Annotated in this window: 21 protein-coding genes and 4 pseudogenes; 12 read left to right on the top strand and 13 right to left on the bottom strand. The window is 66.3% G+C overall.

What is annotated here, in order from left to right; translation table 11 throughout:
- The first annotated feature begins 951 nt into the window (after positions 1 to 951).
- On the top strand, positions 952 to 1461 hold the full coding sequence (locus ACIO9J_RS43240) for a hypothetical protein (protein ID WP_402011394.1): 510 nt from the start codon (positions 952 to 954) through the stop codon (positions 1459 to 1461).
- 325 nt (positions 1462 to 1786) lie between these two features.
- Here ACIO9J_RS43240 and ACIO9J_RS43245 read toward each other — a convergent pair.
- A pseudogene (locus ACIO9J_RS43245) lies at positions 1787 to 2027 on the bottom strand (IS5/IS1182 family transposase); the annotation flags it as partial.
- On the opposite strand from ACIO9J_RS43245, the gene ACIO9J_RS43250 reads away from it, so the two are divergent.
- The 4 genes and pseudogenes from ACIO9J_RS43250 to ACIO9J_RS43265 all read left to right on the top strand — a co-directional run bounded on the left by ACIO9J_RS43250 (position 2005) and on the right by ACIO9J_RS43265 (position 4173).
- On the top strand, positions 2005 to 2445 hold the full coding sequence (locus tag ACIO9J_RS43250; protein ID WP_402011397.1) for an RHS repeat-associated core domain-containing protein: 441 nt from the start codon (positions 2005 to 2007) through the stop codon (positions 2443 to 2445). The pseudogene ACIO9J_RS43245 and the gene ACIO9J_RS43250 overlap by 23 nt on opposite strands.
- Before the next feature lie 404 nt (positions 2446 to 2849).
- A complete protein-coding gene (locus ACIO9J_RS43255; RefSeq protein WP_402011399.1) occupies positions 2850 to 3296 on the top strand; it encodes a hypothetical protein in 447 nt (148 codons plus the stop codon).
- A 25-nt stretch (positions 3297 to 3321) separates the two neighbouring features.
- Positions 3322 to 3725 (top strand): annotated as a pseudogene (locus ACIO9J_RS43260) (transposase); the annotation flags it as partial.
- A gap of 70 nt (positions 3726 to 3795) precedes the next feature.
- Positions 3796 to 4173, top strand: a complete 378-nt coding sequence (locus ACIO9J_RS43265; protein WP_402011402.1) for a hypothetical protein — start codon at positions 3796 to 3798, stop codon at positions 4171 to 4173.
- Positions 4174 to 4182: 9 nt separating this feature from the next.
- Here ACIO9J_RS43265 and ACIO9J_RS43270 read toward each other — a convergent pair.
- Positions 4183 to 5000 (bottom strand): IS5 family transposase gene (locus ACIO9J_RS43270; RefSeq protein ID WP_402011404.1). Its coding sequence is split into 2 segments (ribosomal slippage): positions 4183 to 4658 and positions 4658 to 5000, totalling 819 coding nucleotides; the frame shifts between segments, so codons are not numbered across the junction.
- Between the two features lie 77 nt (positions 5001 to 5077).
- On the opposite strand from ACIO9J_RS43270, the gene ACIO9J_RS43275 reads away from it, so the two are divergent.
- The gene (locus ACIO9J_RS43275) at positions 5078 to 5731 is read left to right on the top strand and encodes a hypothetical protein (RefSeq protein WP_402011407.1); all 654 of its coding nucleotides are present in this window, start codon (positions 5078 to 5080) and stop codon (positions 5729 to 5731) included.
- A gap of 17 nt (positions 5732 to 5748) precedes the next feature.
- Here ACIO9J_RS43275 and ACIO9J_RS43280 read toward each other — a convergent pair.
- Positions 5749 to 5832 (bottom strand): annotated as a pseudogene (locus ACIO9J_RS43280) (IS5/IS1182 family transposase); the annotation flags it as partial.
- A 262-nt stretch (positions 5833 to 6094) separates the two neighbouring features.
- Here ACIO9J_RS43280 and ACIO9J_RS43285 point away from each other — a divergent pair.
- From ACIO9J_RS43285 to ACIO9J_RS43300, 4 genes and pseudogenes are all read left to right on the top strand, one after another.
- A complete protein-coding gene (locus tag ACIO9J_RS43285; protein ID WP_402011410.1) occupies positions 6095 to 6955 on the top strand; it encodes a hypothetical protein in 861 nt (286 codons plus the stop codon).
- Between the two features lie 358 nt (positions 6956 to 7313).
- On the top strand, positions 7314 to 7577 hold the full coding sequence (locus tag ACIO9J_RS43290; RefSeq protein WP_402011413.1) for a hypothetical protein: 264 nt from the start codon (positions 7314 to 7316) through the stop codon (positions 7575 to 7577).
- A complete protein-coding gene (locus tag ACIO9J_RS43295) occupies positions 7574 to 7939 on the top strand; it encodes a hypothetical protein (RefSeq protein WP_402011416.1) in 366 nt (121 codons plus the stop codon). Before ACIO9J_RS43290 ends, ACIO9J_RS43295 begins: the two co-directional genes overlap by 4 nt.
- A gap of 112 nt (positions 7940 to 8051) precedes the next feature.
- A pseudogene (locus ACIO9J_RS43300) lies at positions 8052 to 8222 on the top strand (IS5/IS1182 family transposase); the annotation flags it as partial.
- Positions 8223 to 8280: 58 nt separating this feature from the next.
- On the opposite strand, the gene ACIO9J_RS43305 reads toward ACIO9J_RS43300, so the two are convergent.
- A complete protein-coding gene (locus tag ACIO9J_RS43305; RefSeq protein WP_402011418.1) occupies positions 8281 to 8823 on the bottom strand; it encodes a GntR family transcriptional regulator in 543 nt (180 codons plus the stop codon).
- Between the two features lie 379 nt (positions 8824 to 9202).
- Positions 9203 to 9736, bottom strand: coding sequence for an NUDIX hydrolase (locus ACIO9J_RS43310; RefSeq protein ID WP_402011421.1), 534 nt, complete (start codon positions 9734 to 9736; stop codon positions 9203 to 9205).
- 62 nt (positions 9737 to 9798) lie between these two features.
- Here ACIO9J_RS43310 and ACIO9J_RS43315 point away from each other — a divergent pair, with 62 nt between their 5' ends.
- Positions 9799 to 10230: a flavoprotein gene (locus tag ACIO9J_RS43315; RefSeq protein ID WP_402011424.1), complete on the top strand. Its 432-nt coding sequence runs from the start codon at positions 9799 to 9801 to the stop codon at positions 10228 to 10230.
- Between the two features lie 779 nt (positions 10231 to 11009).
- Here the strand turns inward: ACIO9J_RS43315 and ACIO9J_RS43320 are convergent.
- The 4 genes from ACIO9J_RS43320 to ACIO9J_RS43335 form a co-directional block, all read right to left on the bottom strand.
- Positions 11010 to 11390, bottom strand: a complete 381-nt coding sequence (locus tag ACIO9J_RS43320) for a hypothetical protein (protein WP_402011426.1) — start codon at positions 11388 to 11390, stop codon at positions 11010 to 11012.
- 10 nt (positions 11391 to 11400) lie between these two features.
- Positions 11401 to 11958: a hypothetical protein gene (locus ACIO9J_RS43325; RefSeq protein ID WP_402011429.1), complete on the bottom strand. Its 558-nt coding sequence runs from the start codon at positions 11956 to 11958 to the stop codon at positions 11401 to 11403.
- A gap of 469 nt (positions 11959 to 12427) precedes the next feature.
- The gene (locus ACIO9J_RS43330; RefSeq protein WP_402011503.1) at positions 12428 to 12685 is read right to left on the bottom strand and encodes a DUF6192 family protein; all 258 of its coding nucleotides are present in this window, start codon (positions 12683 to 12685) and stop codon (positions 12428 to 12430) included.
- 22 nt (positions 12686 to 12707) lie between these two features.
- Complete coding sequence (locus tag ACIO9J_RS43335) at positions 12708 to 13241, bottom strand: DUF6192 family protein (RefSeq protein ID WP_402011432.1); 534 nt, start codon at positions 13239 to 13241, stop codon at positions 12708 to 12710.
- A gap of 471 nt (positions 13242 to 13712) precedes the next feature.
- Here ACIO9J_RS43335 and ACIO9J_RS43340 point away from each other — a divergent pair, with 471 nt between their 5' ends.
- Positions 13713 to 14180, top strand: coding sequence for a hypothetical protein (locus tag ACIO9J_RS43340; protein ID WP_402011434.1), 468 nt, complete (start codon positions 13713 to 13715; stop codon positions 14178 to 14180).
- 100 nt (positions 14181 to 14280) lie between these two features.
- Here ACIO9J_RS43340 and ACIO9J_RS43345 read toward each other — a convergent pair whose 3' ends face one another.
- The 4 genes from ACIO9J_RS43345 to ACIO9J_RS43360 are packed head-to-tail and all read right to left on the bottom strand — an operon-like array spanning position 14281 to position 15633.
- On the bottom strand, positions 14281 to 14655 hold the full coding sequence (locus ACIO9J_RS43345; RefSeq protein WP_402011436.1) for a hypothetical protein: 375 nt from the start codon (positions 14653 to 14655) through the stop codon (positions 14281 to 14283).
- 41 nt (positions 14656 to 14696) lie between these two features.
- Positions 14697 to 15197: an ATP-binding protein gene (locus ACIO9J_RS43350; protein WP_402011506.1), complete on the bottom strand. Its 501-nt coding sequence runs from the start codon at positions 15195 to 15197 to the stop codon at positions 14697 to 14699.
- Positions 15198 to 15239: 42 nt separating this feature from the next.
- Complete coding sequence (locus ACIO9J_RS43355) at positions 15240 to 15401, bottom strand: hypothetical protein (RefSeq protein ID WP_402011439.1); 162 nt, start codon at positions 15399 to 15401, stop codon at positions 15240 to 15242.
- Positions 15402 to 15456: 55 nt separating this feature from the next.
- Complete coding sequence (locus ACIO9J_RS43360) at positions 15457 to 15633, bottom strand: hypothetical protein (RefSeq protein WP_402011442.1); 177 nt, start codon at positions 15631 to 15633, stop codon at positions 15457 to 15459.
- Positions 15634 to 15651: the final 18 nt, after the last annotated feature.

The following is a 15651-nucleotide window of genomic DNA, read 5'->3' on the forward strand; positions in this document are numbered from 1 at the left end:
GGCAACGGCGTTCACCAGGCCATGCTCGGCATCGCCCGGCTACACAACCTGGCCCTCACCCGATAACTCACGCCCCATACGGGACAACCTCTAGTTGCAACGATTCCGACATGGGGCTTGCACCGCCGAGGGCTGGCCCCTGCCCGGGTTACTGCGGACTCCAACCAAGGCCAACAGCGGCAAACGGTCTCGCGTTGCAGCGCGGGACTGCCAGGAACCGGTGACCGCAGTGACGGTGCCGGCTCTTTTGGTGCGTGCCGACTCGAGCGCGGGATCGGCATATCAATAAGCAAGTTGCCGATATGGCGTGACCTACGAGGTCTTGCCCTGCGCTTTCGGCTCTCGTGGCAGATCCCGCGGACCCACCCGTCGGACAGAAGAGCCCTGTCCCTCTGCGGAGAAGAGGTGTCAGCAACCGGAAAGAATGTCAAACACGGTACGACCTGCACAGATTATGCCGTTCACCCGAATCAGTTGGTACTCAGGCCGGTACCTGCACCGGTATCTACGCCGGTATCTACGCCGGTATGTACGGCGGAACCCACACCGGCACCGCCAAAGTGGCCATGCCCGCAGCTCATTACTGCTCTCTGCGTGACCGCCTACGTGTTCGCCCGCTCCCCGACCCAACGGAGGAGTTGCTTCCCGGCGAGGAAGCGGCAATGACCAGGGTGACGGCAGCAGGAGCGGCGGGCTGGCTACCTGCACTGCCCAGCCCGGAAGAGAACTGGATCGCGGGAGATTTCACTGACGCGGCCAGAAGGCGACAAGCCGTCCGAACTCGGTCAACTGCGACGGCGTCGACCGGTGGGAGTCGGCGATGTACCGAAACTGCTGCGGGAGCGGCTTGATGTCATATTCAGCCTGCCCCCTCTCAGCTACCCCTCCCCCAGCGACAGATGCGAGTGCTCGCTGTCAGTGGCTGCGTGAGCCGGGCAGACGCTCGAGGGCGTGCAGCCTGGCAGCCTTCCCGACGACCACGAACAGATCGTCGCCAGCACTTGGGCGCTGTCCATCGACCGCGCCAACACCGCCGACCCCGCCGGGATGGCGCGCCCGCTCCTGGAACTGCTGTCGGTCCTGGACCCCAACGGCATCCCCTATAGCGTCCTCACCAGCCCGTCTGTCCTGGCGCGCCTGGCCGTCGACACCCCTGACCAGGTTCGGAGAGGGCTACGGGTACTGCACGGATTCAACCTCATCACCCACAACCCCGACGCCACCCATCGCGAAATCCGCGTCCACCAACTCATCCAACGCGCCACCTACGAAGCCCTCACCCCCGATCAACAACTCGACACCGCCTACCTCGCCGCCGACACACTCCAACAGACGTGGCCAGATATCGAGAGCGATGAACTCGGTACCATCCTCCGCGCCAACATCACCGCCCTACGGGAAACCACCGGCACCGCCCTCTGGCAACGTAACAACGAAATCCACCGAGCCTCGCTCGGCTAGCTCGCCTCGGCACTGACAACTCCAAACGGCCTATGGGACAAATTGTTCTGATGCACCGGCAGGACCAAATGCGGGCTTACTTTCCGTAACAAGGGCGTTGGATGTGTCGGTGAGTGGTCGGGCAGACGGCGGGCCGGAGGAGGGCTTCGTGGGTGTCGTCGCGTCGTTGCCGGCGGATGCGCAGGCGGCGAATGGCGTGCAGCCAGGCGATGGCGCGCTCGACGATTTTGCGGAAAATGCCCAGGCCGGTGTCGTGCGGCTCGCCTTGTTTCGCGATCACGGGCCGGATTCCGCGCTGCACGGGCAGGTGCTGGTACTTGTCGTGGTCGTAGCCGCGGTCGACCAGCGAGCGCCCGGTCACAATCACCACACAGGTGTCGGCGTCGATGACAATCTGGTGGTTGGTGGAGTAGCGGTAGTTCTTCGGCTGCCCCCGGCGATGCTGCGGTCGCGAGTGGGTACCAAGGTGTCGTCGCCGAGGAGCACGTGTCTTTCGCCAACCGCTGGCGCGGCGGCAGAGCAAGCTGCGGACCGAGGCGGTCGATGACTCGGTCGGCGACCTGGCGTGGCGATGCCACTCTGTGGGGCGTCACGGCATGGCCCGGGGAAACGGACAGCGCGTATACGCCGCTCCGATTCCCCGGACAGTATTTCGCCCCCGAAACCCAGTTTCATTACAACTACTTCCGGTACTACGACCCGACGACGGCGCTCTGCCTCAGCCCCGACCCCCTCGGAATGAGCGCGGGACCCAACCCCCGTGCGTATGTGCTCAATCCCCTGGGGCGGATAGACTATTTGGGCCTTCTGGCCTGTCGGCAGGATGCGCGAAGGCTCCGCAGAAACATGCGATTGGAAGGGCGCCCACCGACGCGTGGCGAGGCGGCGGCGCACCTCGTTCCGTCCGGTGGCTCGACCAGTGCCTGGGCACCCGGCGCCCGGAGCAGGACCCTGCTGGACAGATACGGAGTCGATACCAAATGACGCAGCCAACGGAATCGGCCTCGGGCATCCGAGCCCACACAATTACACCCGCTCCGGGCCCTTCATCGACCGCGTCAACAATCATCTGCGCGGGATCGAGGCGAACCGTCTCGCCCGTGGATTCGGCAACCGCGCCATCCGTACGGAACTCAGGCGCGAGCCGCGGAAGGCAGGTCTCACAGGAACTCTCGACCGGCCATCCAGGACCCGACGCGTATGGGACGGCGTAATGTCTGAGAACTCCCACGAGGCTCTCTCGGTGTACCGGCTGATGCCCAGCATTAGCGGCCCTCGCAAGCTTCAGTACGACCGCTCGCACGTCACGCTGATCCGCTGGCAGATCAACGGCTCCGTCCCCGCGGACAAGCCGACATCCATCAGCGGTGAGTGGATCGGGGACCCGCATGCGCGGGCCTCCGAATTCCCGTCGGGTACTCCGGGGGGCTCCGGCGCTCAACGAGGGTGTCGCCGAGCGGTGGAAGGCGGAACTGGCCTCAGCGGGCTGCCTGTTGCCGGTCCGCATCACCAGCGAGGACCCCGCGGCGTCGGCCCCGGGCGCCTACGTGCTCTATCTCGTGAAGAGCGTCGTCGACTGCTTGGACCTGCGGAGATCCTCGAAGCCGAAGAAGACGACAGGGGAGATCAAGCAGGCCGTCTTCCTGCGGGACGCCCTGCCGAGCGGCCTTCCCGCCTTCCGGATTCCTCAATACCCGACTGCCGTCTTCTGGAACGGCTGGGCGGTGGAGCGGCTGAGGGACCTTCTAGGTGACTGCGCCGGCGACATCGAGGCCCGCCTGGTCTGGTCCGAGGACCCGGAGCTCACACCGCATCCCCACCCGTGGGGCTTTTGACATGACGTCGCTCCGGAACCCGATGCGGGTCCACTTGGCTACAGAACGGACCGATCTGCCGCTCACGATCGGGATCCCTGCGGCAAACACCCACAACAGCCTGGGACTTGAGCCCCTTGTGCTCGAGGTACCACCGATCCGGTCCTGCCGCGGTCCCCGGCGACGTATGCCCGCAAAGCTTCACGCGGATAAGGGCTACGACTACGACCTCCTGCGGCAATGGCTCCGCACTCGCCGCATCCTCCCGTGCACCGCCCGCAAGGGCATCGAGTCCTCGGCCCAACTGAGACGGCACCGATGGACTGTCGAGCGGACTGTGAGCCAGCCGGGCGGAGTCCGCCGCTTGCACCGGCGCAATGAACGCCCGAGCACCTCATTGCCTTGGCTGGTATCGCTGCAGCCCTCATCTGCTACCGCCGTCGGCCCCAGCCGAGGCTCCAAAAGTTGACACTCCGGCCGCCGCTGGTCCGCGAGGTCGCAATCCGGAAGGCTGGGTAGCATGCTGCTGCCGCCCACCCATAGGAAGACCGAACTCATCGAGGTCATCCGCATCACCGACCCTGCCAGGCACCTCAATTCGGAGAACTTGGCCGGCGACACTGCCGCCATCTGGGAAGGCGACCAAGCCAAGCAGGCCCTGTCCTTGATCGTCGACCTACCAGGAAGTGAGCTGTACCGCTGCTTCCTCCCGGGCTGGGGTATCCGAGCGCACAGCACCACCGATCAGCTCTTCGAGATCGCCTTCTGCTTCCGCTGTCACGGTGCCCGCATCTGGGGGCCGGAACTTCCTGCCGAACAACGAGGCCAGACCTTCGACGCGGAGAGCCCTGCCGCGCTTGAACTGCTCCGCCGATTTCGCTCTTGCCTGTCGGACTAAGACCGTGTCCTACGTGGTGAGGCGGACGAGCCGTTTGTAGCAGCACAGGGCGGCGGCGAGGCCAAGAAAGGCCAGGTAGTTGCGGGGATTGCGTTCATAGCGGGGGCTGAGTCGGCGGTAGCCGGACAGCCGGGACATGGTCCGCTCGATCACCCAGCGGCGTCGCCCTAATCGTTCGCTGGACTCGATCCCTTTGCGGACGATGCGCACTCCGATCCGCTTCCACCGAAGCCATCTGCGCAGGTCGGCCCGATCGTAGGCTTTGTCCGCGTGCAGGCGCTGAGGCTTGAAGTACCGGCCGCGGTAGGGGTCGTGTCTCGTTTGGTGACCCTCGATCATGGGCTTCAGCCCTTCACTGTCGTGGGTGTTGCCGGCCGAGACACCGACGAGAAGGGGCAGTCCGTTCGCGTCCGACAGGACGTGCATCTTGGAACCCGGCTTGCCTCGGTCCACGGGACTCGGGCCTGTGTGTTCGCCCCCTTTTTAGCCCTAACGTGCGCAGTGTCGAGCACGACGCGCGTGACGTCGATGAGGCCGGCGTGGTCGAGCCGGTGCAGCACGGCCTCGTGCAGGCGGCCCCAGACACCAGCCCTCGACCAGATCAGGAACCGGCGGTGAGCCGTCGACTTCGATATGCCGAAGCACGGCGGAAGTTGGCGCCATCCGCAGCCGCTGACCAGGACGTAGATGATGGCCGCGAACAGCGTCTCATCAGGCGCGTTCGATGTTCCGCCGCCCTGTGGCCGTGCTCGTTGCTCTGGGATCAGCGGCCTCGCGATCTCCCACAAGCCGTCCGGCACGATCCAACTCCACGTTCCCCGCCCCATGCCGAGTCAACGTCCGCCTCACCACGTAGGACACGGTCTAAGATGTCGCTTCTTTTGGTGGCGGTAGGGTCACGATCATGGCGAAGGGGTTGTGGCAGTCGGGGCTGGATGACTGGTACGGGCCCGGGACCCGGGTTGTTCAGCGGGTGCGGGGTTACCGGCCGAACCGGCGAGGCCAGATCAAGCTGGCCCGCTGGCTGCGTGTAGGGCTTCTCAGGGGTCTGTCCTGCGTCGCGGCCTGCGCCGTTCTGGTGCTGGCGGTGGATCCGTCGGTGGTGCATCCATCAGTCGGCGAAGTGGAGCGCTCCTTGGTGTGCGCCTTCGTGTTGGCTTGGGCGTCGTTTCTGTGGCGTGGCTCGCTGATCAGGGTGGTGCTCCGGCCAGGAGAGATTGTGCGTCATGGCGTGTGGCGGCATGTGGTGGTGCCTTGCTCTGACGTGAAGGAGTTGCACCGCAACTCGTGGCGGGGTGGCCTTGTCCTGGAGACCCGCACCGGTGAGAAGGTCGACTTTCTGTGGTTTGACCAGTCCTTCTGGGACCTGCTGTATGACTTCTCTGATGTCTGTGCTCATGCCATGCGGTGTCATGCGCGGGCCGCGTCCACGAGCGGGCGGGCTGAGGTGTCCGCCGGTCTTCAGCGGCGCTTTACCTGGTCGCTGGGTGCTGACCTGCTGGCGGCCGGTGCCACGGTCTTTCTCGGTCTTGCCCTGCTCGCAGCGGTTCGTGGCTGACCAGCCTGGTGATGTGCCAGGCGGCGATGGCAGATGAGCGCTGCGGCGATGCCGACGAAGGCGAGGAAGTGCTCGGCGGCCTTGCGCTCGTAGCGGCGGTGAAACAAAAACGAACGACGTCAAGAACGGGTGTCTCCCCCACTGCTGATGACCGACCCGCCAGATATGTGCCCGGCGATCATGGCGCGCAATGCTTGCGTTCGCGCACAGCGGCCAGCGCGTGCCGAGCCCGGCTCGGACTTCGCCCGGGTGTCGGCGGACCGTGCCCCTGCACCGGCGAGAACCTGATGGCGGAAGCCTCGGCGCCCCGGCCCGACTCAGCGGGCCGAGTTCGGTATGGGTTCCGGTGCTACGTTCGCCCGCATGACGCTCTCGGCATCCTCGGCGCGCGCCGTCGACTTGCGAGTTGAACCGGTCGACAGCGTCCTCGATCACGTAGAGCGATCCCTTCAAGTCGAGCTGGATCGGGACACGGTGGTACGCAAACGCCGCTCGGTCGGGGCGCGGACGGACCGGCGGACGTGGATCCGTATCGAGCGGCGCGGGCTCGACAAGATCGGCGTGCAGGGCTGGAACGGCACCGAGTGCGCCGCGCGTCTCGAAGGCATCGCGCAGCCCCTCTGGCGAGGGTGCGTGGTCTGGCCGGATGCGGACGAACCCGTGATGTGGCGGGCGGATGAGACCGAGCTCCTGCCGAGCGCGCCCGTCGGCAACGCGATCCTCAGCGAGGACCCCGAGCTGCAGGACACGTGGTGGCAGGCGTTCAACGCCTCCCTGGACGCGCTTGCCGCCCAGGACACGCGGCGCATCGCCACACCCGACACCACCACCATCACGCAGGCTCTCGTCACCGAAGCCATCCGCAGCGTCTCCCCCACCGACGGCTTCGGCACGACCGTCGAGCGGTGGGCGCCCGCCCATGCGGACCTGAACTGGGCCAACATGACCGCGCCGACGTTCTCCCTCTTCGACTGGGAGGACTGGGGCAACGCGCCACGCGGCCTGGATTCCGCCTCGCTGTGGGGCAGCTCCCTGGCCGTCCCCGCCCTGGCCGATCGCGTACGGCACGAACGACGCCACGACTTCGAGAGCCGGGACGGCAAGCTGATGACACTCTTCGCCTGCTCGAAGATCCTCGGGCCGGACGCGCACCCGCAGGATCCCCGGCTGGGGCCCGCGCGCCGCATGGCAGAGCAGGTCATCGCGGAGCTTCAAGCAGGCTGACCACGCGATCGGGCCCGGATGAGATCCCGGTACCCCCATCCACCAGGCTGGCCAAGGCTTCCGTCAGCAGGCTGGCCCCAGAGGCCTGGGACGGACAAGGGTGCCGTCAGGTGCCGTGACCGTGGGCGCGCGCAGAGGTAGGTCCTGCCACAGGAGGCGGAGTTCGAGTTCGTCCTTCTGTGCCCTGCGCCGTCCGAGATCGTGTCGGGCGGGTGGCCTCGTCGGCCCTGATGCGCCCGACGTCGGTGTGGTCTCAGGCCGGCGCTTCTGCAGATCACACGCGGGAAGGCGAGCTATCGGCGCGCTCATCCAGCTGCCAGCTAGCAGCCGATACCAATACCTAGCTATGGTGATGCGTATGGGAAAGCAGACAAATATCCGACTGGACGATGCCGTCAAGGCGGCCGCCGAGGAGCGGGCCAAGCGCCGCGGTCTGAGCCTGCAAGGGTACGTGGCCGACTTGATCGAGGCCGACGTGAACCAGTCGCGTGCCGCTTTCATGGCCGGTGCCGCGACGTTCCTGGCCGAGTACGCGGACGCGTTCGAGGCAGAGGTCGGAGAGGACCGGTACCCCGGCCCTCTGGAAGGGCCGGCAGAGAGCGCGCCGAGGGACGCCGCGTGAATCTCCGCATCGACCTCGCCTGGATCTTGGCAGTGGCACAGCAGATCCCGGGAGATCCGCAGGTTGTCGACTACGGCGTGCCCGTCGCCGCGGAGGCTCGCCACCGGGCGGAGGTCCTGGACCGGGAGGTCTATCCCGAGCCCCATCACAAGGCTGCCGCGCTGCTCTGCGAGCTGGCTCGAAACCCCAGCCTGGAGGCCCGCAACCTCTTGTTCGCTGCCACGGTTACCGCGGCCTACCTGTCGGCGTGCGGCCTGCCGGTGAGCCCCGGGCTGGACAGCGTTCTCCCCTTGGCCCGTGCGGCACGGGACGGACTCCCGGTGCGGGAGGTCGCCTCTCAGATCAAGACCTGGACGAGCTGATCCAGCCGGCACGCCCCGGGCGCGCGGCGCGGCGCCCGGCAGGGGTCCCGCCCCTCGACCTGGCGCACCGCTGTCCGCACCGCCACCACATACCGAGATCATCGCGACGCGGGGCGAGGGAGCGCACAACGCGGCGCGGCGCCGGGTGCGGGCCCGGGTCGAGCATGTGATCGGACAGGCGAAGAACCACAGGATCCTGCGCGGCTGCCGACAGCATGGCGACGGCCTCCACCACGCCGTCCAGGCCGTCGCCCACCTGCACAACCTCGCTCGCGCATCATGACCAGGGAACCGTGGTCACGGGCTCTGCCCTGATCGAACACGGCCTTGTACAACACGCTTTAGGCATTGAACTCGTAGCGGAGTTGGTAGCGCTGGGGGTGCAGCACCATCTCATTGACCTCGATGGCTCGCCCTGTGGCGTCGCGGGCGGTACGCGTGACTTGGATGAGTGTCTGGCAGGTCCGCAGCCCGAGCTGGTCGGATTCCGTGATGGTGGCCGACCGGGCGATCACATCTTCGGTGAAGCGGGCAGGTGCGTGTCCGATCTCGGCGAGTCGTGCGTAGGTGCCGCCTGGACCGGCGTCGGCCTGGGTGATGGGGGTTCCGTGCACGAGGTCGAGCAACAGGTATGAGGTGGCCATCTGAACTGGCCGGCCGCCGGTCTCGTAGGTACGGCTACGCCTCACGACGAGCCCTCCCTCGCCGAGGCCGAGAGCTTGGGCGATGTGATCGGGTGCGGCGATTTCGTCGACGCGAACTCCTGTGACCTCAAGGGTTCGTCCGCCAGTATCGGAGGCCTGGATAGACCGCCCGGATTCCCACACAGCGCGGCTGAGCCGCTGCGGGTTCGTGCGGATGATGCGCTCGCCGCCTGCCGTCATGAGGCCGCCTCCTGATTCGTTCGCCGCGACGCCAGTAGTACAGCGCCACGCTTCGCCTGCTCGCGGCGATGTCACCCGCCTCGTTCTACCCAGAGGAGACCACGGTGCACGTGTTCTCTTGGTGCATGTTGCAGGCTGCTGACGTACAAATTCTCGGTTCTGAGAATCTGTCACATGCTCTCGGCGGGTCTCGGCCGGTCTGATGTAGCGGGTTCTCGATGGCGGGTTCTTGAGGGCGGTTAGGTTCGGGCACTGCCGCACCTGGCGTCCGAGCGCGTAACGGGACAACTCAGGGAGTTCTACGACCGGTTGGCCCAGCACAGACGACAGCCTGCAGCCCTGGCCTTCTATGCACGGCCACGGGCGCTTCTCCCACCGGTCAGCGGATCGATTCGTCCATGAGCAAGTACAGGAGGACGACGAGCGATCCACTGCTCACGATCTCCTTGCGGTCGATCATCCCTCGTACCTCGGGGAGGGGAATCCATTCGATGCGGTCGGACTCGTTCTTCTCAGTCGGCGGCCCTGCGTAGGTGGCCCCGTCGATGCGGAAGCCGTGGTGCTGTGAGTCGGTGATTCCGTTGGCAGGCTCCGCATAGTTGAGCGACTTGACGGGGCCAGGCTGGTAGCCCGTCTCTTCCAGGACCTCGCGCGCCGCCGCCTCTTCCGGAGTTTCGCCCTCTTCCACCAGGCCCATGGGCAGTTCCCAGGACCACGAGCTCGTGATGAAGCGATGCCGCCACATCATCAGAACCTCTTTCCGATCGTTCACCACGGCCGCAACAGCCAGGTGCCGAAGGCGTACGACGTGGTACTCCCACCTGCGCCCGTCCGGCTGTTGAACATCGACCAGACACAGATTCACCCATTTGTTGGTGTAGACCTGACGCTCACCTTGGGTCTTCCACTCCATAACCTGCGGCCCCTCTCGACCGACACCCAAGATCTCAGGCCGATCGGGAAGTGGACTCAAGTTTGGACCTGTTTGCGTCCGCTGCCCGCTGGTGGGAGAAACGCCTCGCCGACCTGGAGGAGCTGACCGGGCACACTGTGCGCTCGGAGTACAAACTCCCTGGTGAAGCCGATGCCCTGCCTAAGGCCAGCGCGATGCTCGTGGCACCAATCTCCAGCACAAGCCTGAACAAGTGGGGCGCTGGAATCGCGGACACCCTGGCGATCGGGCTCGTCTCAGAGTGTGTGAACATGGGAGTTCCCGTGGTGGCGATGCCGTATTTCAACCACGCCCAGGGAGCACAGCCTGCGGTGAAGAGAAGCATCGCGGCCCTGCGCGAGCAGGGCGTGCAGTACTTGGACGGCGCCGACGGATACGAGCCGCACCCCCCGAAGCGCGGGAATCCTGAAGTCTTCCCCTGGCACCGGGCGCTGGCCGCCCTGCCGAAAGCCTGAGACACGCAGAAAGGCCCTCTCCCGCCCGAAGGCGAGAGGGGGCGTCGTCACGCGTACTGGCGCCGTGTGGGATCGAGCCCCGCAGCCTGCGGCGCGTGGGGGCGGGCTCCGGATCAAACGCCCCATCACGACGGCACGCGAGCGCGTCGAGGTCGGACGGCGGTGCCTGGAGGCTGTACCCGTCCGGGCAGGTCTGCCGGTTCTTCCCGTCCGCGCCCGCCGGGCCGGGCTCACCCTGCGGGCCCGCGGGCCCCGGCTCGCCCTGCGGCCCCGTAGCCCCCGCCGCGCCGTCCGCACCCGGCGATCCCGTCTGGCCATCGGCACCCGCCTCACCCACACCAGCCGCGCCGTCGCTGCCTGGCTTGCCGATGTCACCCTTCTTGCCGGGCTTCCCCGAGGCACCGGCAGGGCTTCTACGGCCCGGTCACAGAGCGCCCGGACGACGAACCCACCGCATGACGAAGGCCCCGCCCTCACCGAGGAGCGGGGCCTCACCACGACGACAGCAGCGCTAGACGACGCAGTCCTTGGCTTCCTCGTCGTCGGACTTCGAGCAGCCGACCGTGCCTGCGGCGAGGAGCAGGGAGGTGGTGAGCAGGGCGATGGTGGTACGGCGCACGGTGCCCCCAGGCGTGTGGTGAGCCCGGATCGTAGCGGCGCGGTGCGCTGGTGGGGGGAATGCCAAGCCCCGCCGCGACGGGGTGCGCGGCGGGGCGGCACTGTCTGCCGGGCTCAGGGGGCATCGCCCCAGAGTCGCGGCCGCTCTTGTTGGGCGGTGCCTAGAACATGCCCGGCCATAGACCAGCGGTTCCACCGCCGATGATTGGTACCGCAAGGACGAGCCAGGCTCGAATGCCGCGTGTGGGCAGTTCCTCTTGGCGAAGCAGGAGTGCCAGAGCCATACCTGCCGTGGCTGGCAGGAGGACTCCGAGGATTCCCAGTGAGGCGAGGCTCGACACGCCTTGTCGGCTGATGACCCAGCCGACCCCCAGGCTAAGGGTGGCGACGGCGAGCAACCTGGTCGTCGGTTCCAGCAGTTGATGCCGGACTCTGCGCGCTCCTGCAATGCGGACACCGCTGCGGATACCGATCAGCATCCATGCGACCCCCGAGATGACGAGGGCGAGCTCGACGATCAAGACAATTTGCACGGCCAGCATTGAATACCTTCTATGAACAGGCTGTTTTGATCTTGTCCACGCCAAGGAGGATGAGCGCCGCGTCCTTCAAGTCGTTGGGGTACTTCTTCCCCAGGCCCTTGCGGATCCCGAGGACCGCGCTGGCCACTCGCTTGACGCTGTAACGCTTGGCGATCATGGCAAGCTTGACGACCTTGCTGGCAGGGATCAGTGCTCCTGCGACTGCTGCCCCCACGAGACTGACGCATTCAAGGCTCGGCAGCTTCAGCCTGTTTGGGCCGGTGAGACCTGAGTGGGTGGTGTTCAGGTAGGCGAGAGTGGCATCCTCCCCCTGTTCGAGGACCTCGTCGGGTATCGCCGCGAGGAGCCCCAGGAGCTCCTCTATCTCGGCGTCCGAGAGGGCGTTGCCGCTTTCGTGCCGCACACCTTCGATCGTCGAGGCGGCTGATGTTTCGTTCGGCAGCCTGGGCGCCTGGATGTCGGACGCATGTGCGGCCGCTGACGTCGCGAAGATGGCGCCTGCGGTGATCATTGCGAGTAACGCGGATGTGCGCCCAAATATGACGCGGTTGAGCGGGGTCTTGCGCATGCTTCGGTAGACCTCGTGCTTGATGGCCAGACGTGGGCTGGCGTGCTCCCCTTCAAGGGGCGAGACGTACTCGCCTGCCTGTCGAGGCCGACTGCTTGAAAGTAGCAGAACTAATCGGACAAGCAGCAATAGAGGTTCACATATTGCAGCAGTTCATATGTTTGTCATCTGTAACCCATTGCACGGGGCCCGTAGCCGCTCACCTTTCGGGTGGTTAGTGACCGCCGTGCCCTGGGTCGTAGACCGTCTCGAACTACCGTTCATCCGCTGCCGGTTCAGCCTCATCGCCCACGTCGCTCACCGGGTCGCCCTGGCACTGCTCTGTCATGTTGTGTTCCTGTCTCGTGTGGGGATCCGGGGCGGCCGTCAGCTGACAGGCCGGGGGCCGCCCCGGGGCGTGTGGTGGATCAGCAGTAGCCGTGCACGCGCGCGGACGCCAAGCAGGCCGCACGGAGCCCGTTCTCGGGGCTCAACTCCTGCGCGAGATCGCGCTCGGCGGCGTCCAAGTGCGGGTAGTGGTCTGGCTGGTCGGCAATCCGGTGGGGCTGGCTTCCCTCAGCGAAACACGGACCAGGTTGCCGTAGTACTCCGAGAGCGGCTGCGGAGGGCGGCCGCACGCCACGGCCTGCTCGCCCTTGACCAGCCGGGCCAACTGCTCATCCTGAGCGAACTCGCCGTTGTCGAGCGCCCCTTCGAGCCAGTCCGCCGCGGCCCGAACATGCCCGATCTACCGTCGGAGGGTCTCCAACTCATCCTCGGTGAACTCCTGGCCGCACAGGCGAGGAACGAGACAGCCCAGCGTTGCCACGTAGCTGTGGCAGGAAGCCGACCGGGCCCAGATACTCGATGGTGTGCTCGATCTTGCGGATCGCCGGAGTCCGCTCACGGATCCGATCACGAGTCTCCTCGGAGTTGTCGAACTGGACATGGTGACGACCATCCGTACGGTGTTCGTCCCGCATCGCCCGCCGGGCGCCCGCGGGCCGCTTCAGCAGATCGGTTGCCGCCTCCAGAGCGGCCTCGTCATCCCGGGTGAGCTCTTGGACCACCGTCATCCGATCCTGTGCCGGGACCTTCGCAGCCGCCGCCGGCTTCCGCAGCAGGTCCGCAGTCGCCGTTGCCGTGCCCTCGTCATCGCTGGTCAGGTCGGTGACCGTCCGGATCCATGCGACAGCTGACACGGGCCTTCCAGAACGACCCACGCGCCCGATTCGAACAGCAGCGATAGCTGACAGTCGACGGTGATCTCGGTGGCGTCCAAGCCCCGCAACCCCAGGGCCCATCGGTCTTCATGCTCGGTGAGGGCACATGCGCACCACCGCAAAACGGGGCCACACCTCGCTCGTGACGCCGCGGAGAGGTTGTACTCGTCCAGGGTCCTTGAGCGATCCGATCAGCTGGCGGGTCATGAGCGTGATCGTGGCCGCCCAGGCGATGTGGCTGCGACTCCGGGGCAAGTCGTAGCCACCAGAAAAAAGCACTTCGACGCCGACTACGCCTCCAGGGGGCTCAAGTGCGCCCCGTACCCCGTTCCATTCGCCTACTCAAATAGCGGCCCGCCCAACGCGGGAACTCTGCCCGAACCTTCGACCCGGCGGACAACAGGCGTGGAGAAGCCAAGCTGGGACAGCCCTACGATCGGCAACGGATCAACGATAGCGACCCGTTCTTCGGATCGTGCCCCAGCGGTAGCTGGCCCCGCCAGCCACCGAAGCATCAGCCCAGTCCTGCAGCGACGCTGGAAGGGTCGCCACATGACTACCCTCGGCCCGAGGGCCACTGTCAACGGCGCGACACCGCGCATTGAGTACCACCAGTTCAAGCTCGTCGACCTGGACGGCACACTCGACGTTCCCAACAACTGGCCCCAGCATTCCCGCATCGCCACAGCGGCAGGGCATGGGGTGCTGTTCCACACAGCGGGCAACGACTTCCACCCCTTCGTCCGGCTTGAGGCCTGGCCGACAGAGCCGCCACGGCAAGCCGACGGTCTCTGGGAGGTAGCGGGCGAAGCCGAATTCCTCAGTGACACTGGAACATTGCTTCTCCGCGAATGGGACAGCGGCCCCGCCTGTGATCCCATATCGATTGGTCTGCCCGGGGCCTACCGTCTGCGCGCGTACTGCCGAGGGCGCGCCGAGGCGAAGGCGCTCATCGGGCAGGAGATGTACTACGAAGGTGTTGAAGAGTGGCTTCTGCAAGTGTGGCCGCTCACCTGCTAGGCGCCCATATGTCCGCCACTTCGCAACTGAGTGGGCCTTTGTCGACAACGGCGTAATTCCCCAGGGGGTGTGACCAGCCAATTCCCCAGGTGCTCAGCTGTCAGCGGTCGATCGACCAGGCTGCGCCAACAGGTGGGAGCCCCGTGTCGAGAATGTGGCTGATGATGCGCAGAGCCTCGGTGAGGGGGACGGTGTCCTCGTCGGGATATTCGTCGTGCTGCCCGTTGACCAGCACGAAGCCCATGCTTGATCCGTCGGCTGCCGGGCTAATGGCGTGCTGGCCAGGATCGTCTTCGCTGTCGAGCAACAGCACCATCGCGCGGTCCGTGTTGCTGAGGACGGCCAGCGAGCGGCCGCGGGAGCTCGTGAACCAGGTCTCGAGTTGGCCGGCTGTGATCCGGTCGCGCAGCATTTGCGGCGCCACGGCGGCGGTTGCCGGCACGGCGCCGTCGTTGAAGACCCAGGTCTCGATCATGGGGAGGACTCTCTCATGGGGCCGGGTGAGAGAGCCGTGGCCTATTTGGCAGGCGGCTTGTCGGTGGGGTTCTTGGGCCGCTTGTTGGGGCGGTAGCTAGGCCCGTTCATGATCACCTGATGGCTCGCGTTGATCAGCCGGTCCAGGAGCGACTCGGCGACGACGGGGTTGGGGAAGAGGGGATACCAGTCGCTGGGCGCCCTGTTGCTCGTGATGATCACCAACCGGCCCTGCCTCTCCGAGACGAGCTCGTAGAGGTCATCGGCCTGCTGGGCGGTCAGTTGACGCATGGCGAAGTCATCGAGGATGAGCAGGTCGGGCCGGATGATCTCACGCATCCGCCTGTCCCAGGTGCGGTCCGCGTGGCCGCCGGCGAGTTCGGCGAGGATGCGGCTGGTCTTGGCGAAGCGGACGTGGGCGCCCTGGCCGATGGCGAGGTGCCCGAGGGCCTGGGCGACGTGCGTCTTGCCGACGCCGACGGGCCCGAACAAGATGACGGACTCGCCGGAGTGGAGCCAGCTCAGGGCGGCCAGATCGCGGATCTGGGCGGCGGGTAGTTTCGGGGAGGCGTGAAGTCGAGGCCTTCAAGGGTGGCCTGCTACTCGAACTTGGCTTTGCAGCCGCCGTTCGAAGGCGACGGTCTCGCGGCGGATGATCTCGTCCTGGCAGAGGACCTGAAGGAAATCGAGATGGCTGAGCTCGCCGCCGTGGGCCTGGGAGAGGCGGGCATCGAGGGTTTCGAGCATCTCCCCGAGAGCCGCAGGGTCTTGAGCGATTCGCGCAGAGCGGTGTCCATCACGCTCATCGGGCGGCCTCCTCGGCGTCACCGTGACCCTGGTCATCGTGGTATTCGCCTGTCGTCTGGGTGGGGATGTCGGCGGCGAACAGGCCCTCGGGGCCGTGCAGGAAGGCGGCCGCTCCGGCGTCGCCGGTGTCGGGACGGAGATCGCACCCACGACTCCATCCCGTCCCGTCCACCTTCTCGTACTTGACCGA

Origin of the sequence: Streptomyces sp. NPDC087300, assembly GCF_044744425.1 — a bacterium.
GTDB lineage: Bacteria > Actinomycetota > Actinomycetes > Streptomycetales > Streptomycetaceae > Streptomyces.

Bases quoted from the DNA above. Each gene is read 5' to 3' on its own strand.
- ACIO9J_RS43255 (WP_402011399.1), top strand. From the start codon at position 2,850: ATGCGCGGGCCTCCGAATTCCCGTCGGGTACTCCGGGGGGCTCCGGCG.
- ACIO9J_RS43305 (WP_402011418.1), bottom strand. From the start codon at position 8,823: ATGACGGCAGGCGGCGAGCGCATCATCCGCACGAACCCGCAGCGGCTC.
- ACIO9J_RS43285 (WP_402011410.1), top strand. From the start codon at position 6,095: ATGACGCTCTCGGCATCCTCGGCGCGCGCCGTCGACTTGCGAGTTGAA.
- ACIO9J_RS43250 (WP_402011397.1), top strand. From the start codon at position 2,005: ATGACTCGGTCGGCGACCTGGCGTGGCGATGCCACTCTGTGGGGCGTC.
- ACIO9J_RS43355 (WP_402011439.1), bottom strand. From the start codon at position 15,401: ATGCTCGAAACCCTCGATGCCCGCCTCTCCCAGGCCCACGGCGGCGAG.
- ACIO9J_RS43325 (WP_402011429.1), bottom strand. From the start codon at position 11,958: ATGCGCAAGACCCCGCTCAACCGCGTCATATTTGGGCGCACATCCGCG.
- ACIO9J_RS43320 (WP_402011426.1), bottom strand. From the start codon at position 11,390: ATGCTGGCCGTGCAAATTGTCTTGATCGTCGAGCTCGCCCTCGTCATC.
- ACIO9J_RS43335 (WP_402011432.1), bottom strand. From the start codon at position 13,241: ATGGGCCCTGGGGTTGCGGGGCTTGGACGCCACCGAGATCACCGTCGA.
- ACIO9J_RS43265 (WP_402011402.1), top strand. From the start codon at position 3,796: ATGCTGCTGCCGCCCACCCATAGGAAGACCGAACTCATCGAGGTCATC.
- ACIO9J_RS43275 (WP_402011407.1), top strand. From the start codon at position 5,078: ATGGCGAAGGGGTTGTGGCAGTCGGGGCTGGATGACTGGTACGGGCCC.
- ACIO9J_RS43290 (WP_402011413.1), top strand. From the start codon at position 7,314: ATGGGAAAGCAGACAAATATCCGACTGGACGATGCCGTCAAGGCGGCC.
- ACIO9J_RS43345 (WP_402011436.1), bottom strand. From the start codon at position 14,655: ATGATCGAGACCTGGGTCTTCAACGACGGCGCCGTGCCGGCAACCGCC.
- ACIO9J_RS43310 (WP_402011421.1), bottom strand. From the start codon at position 9,736: ATGGAGTGGAAGACCCAAGGTGAGCGTCAGGTCTACACCAACAAATGG.
- ACIO9J_RS43340 (WP_402011434.1), top strand. From the start codon at position 13,713: ATGACTACCCTCGGCCCGAGGGCCACTGTCAACGGCGCGACACCGCGC.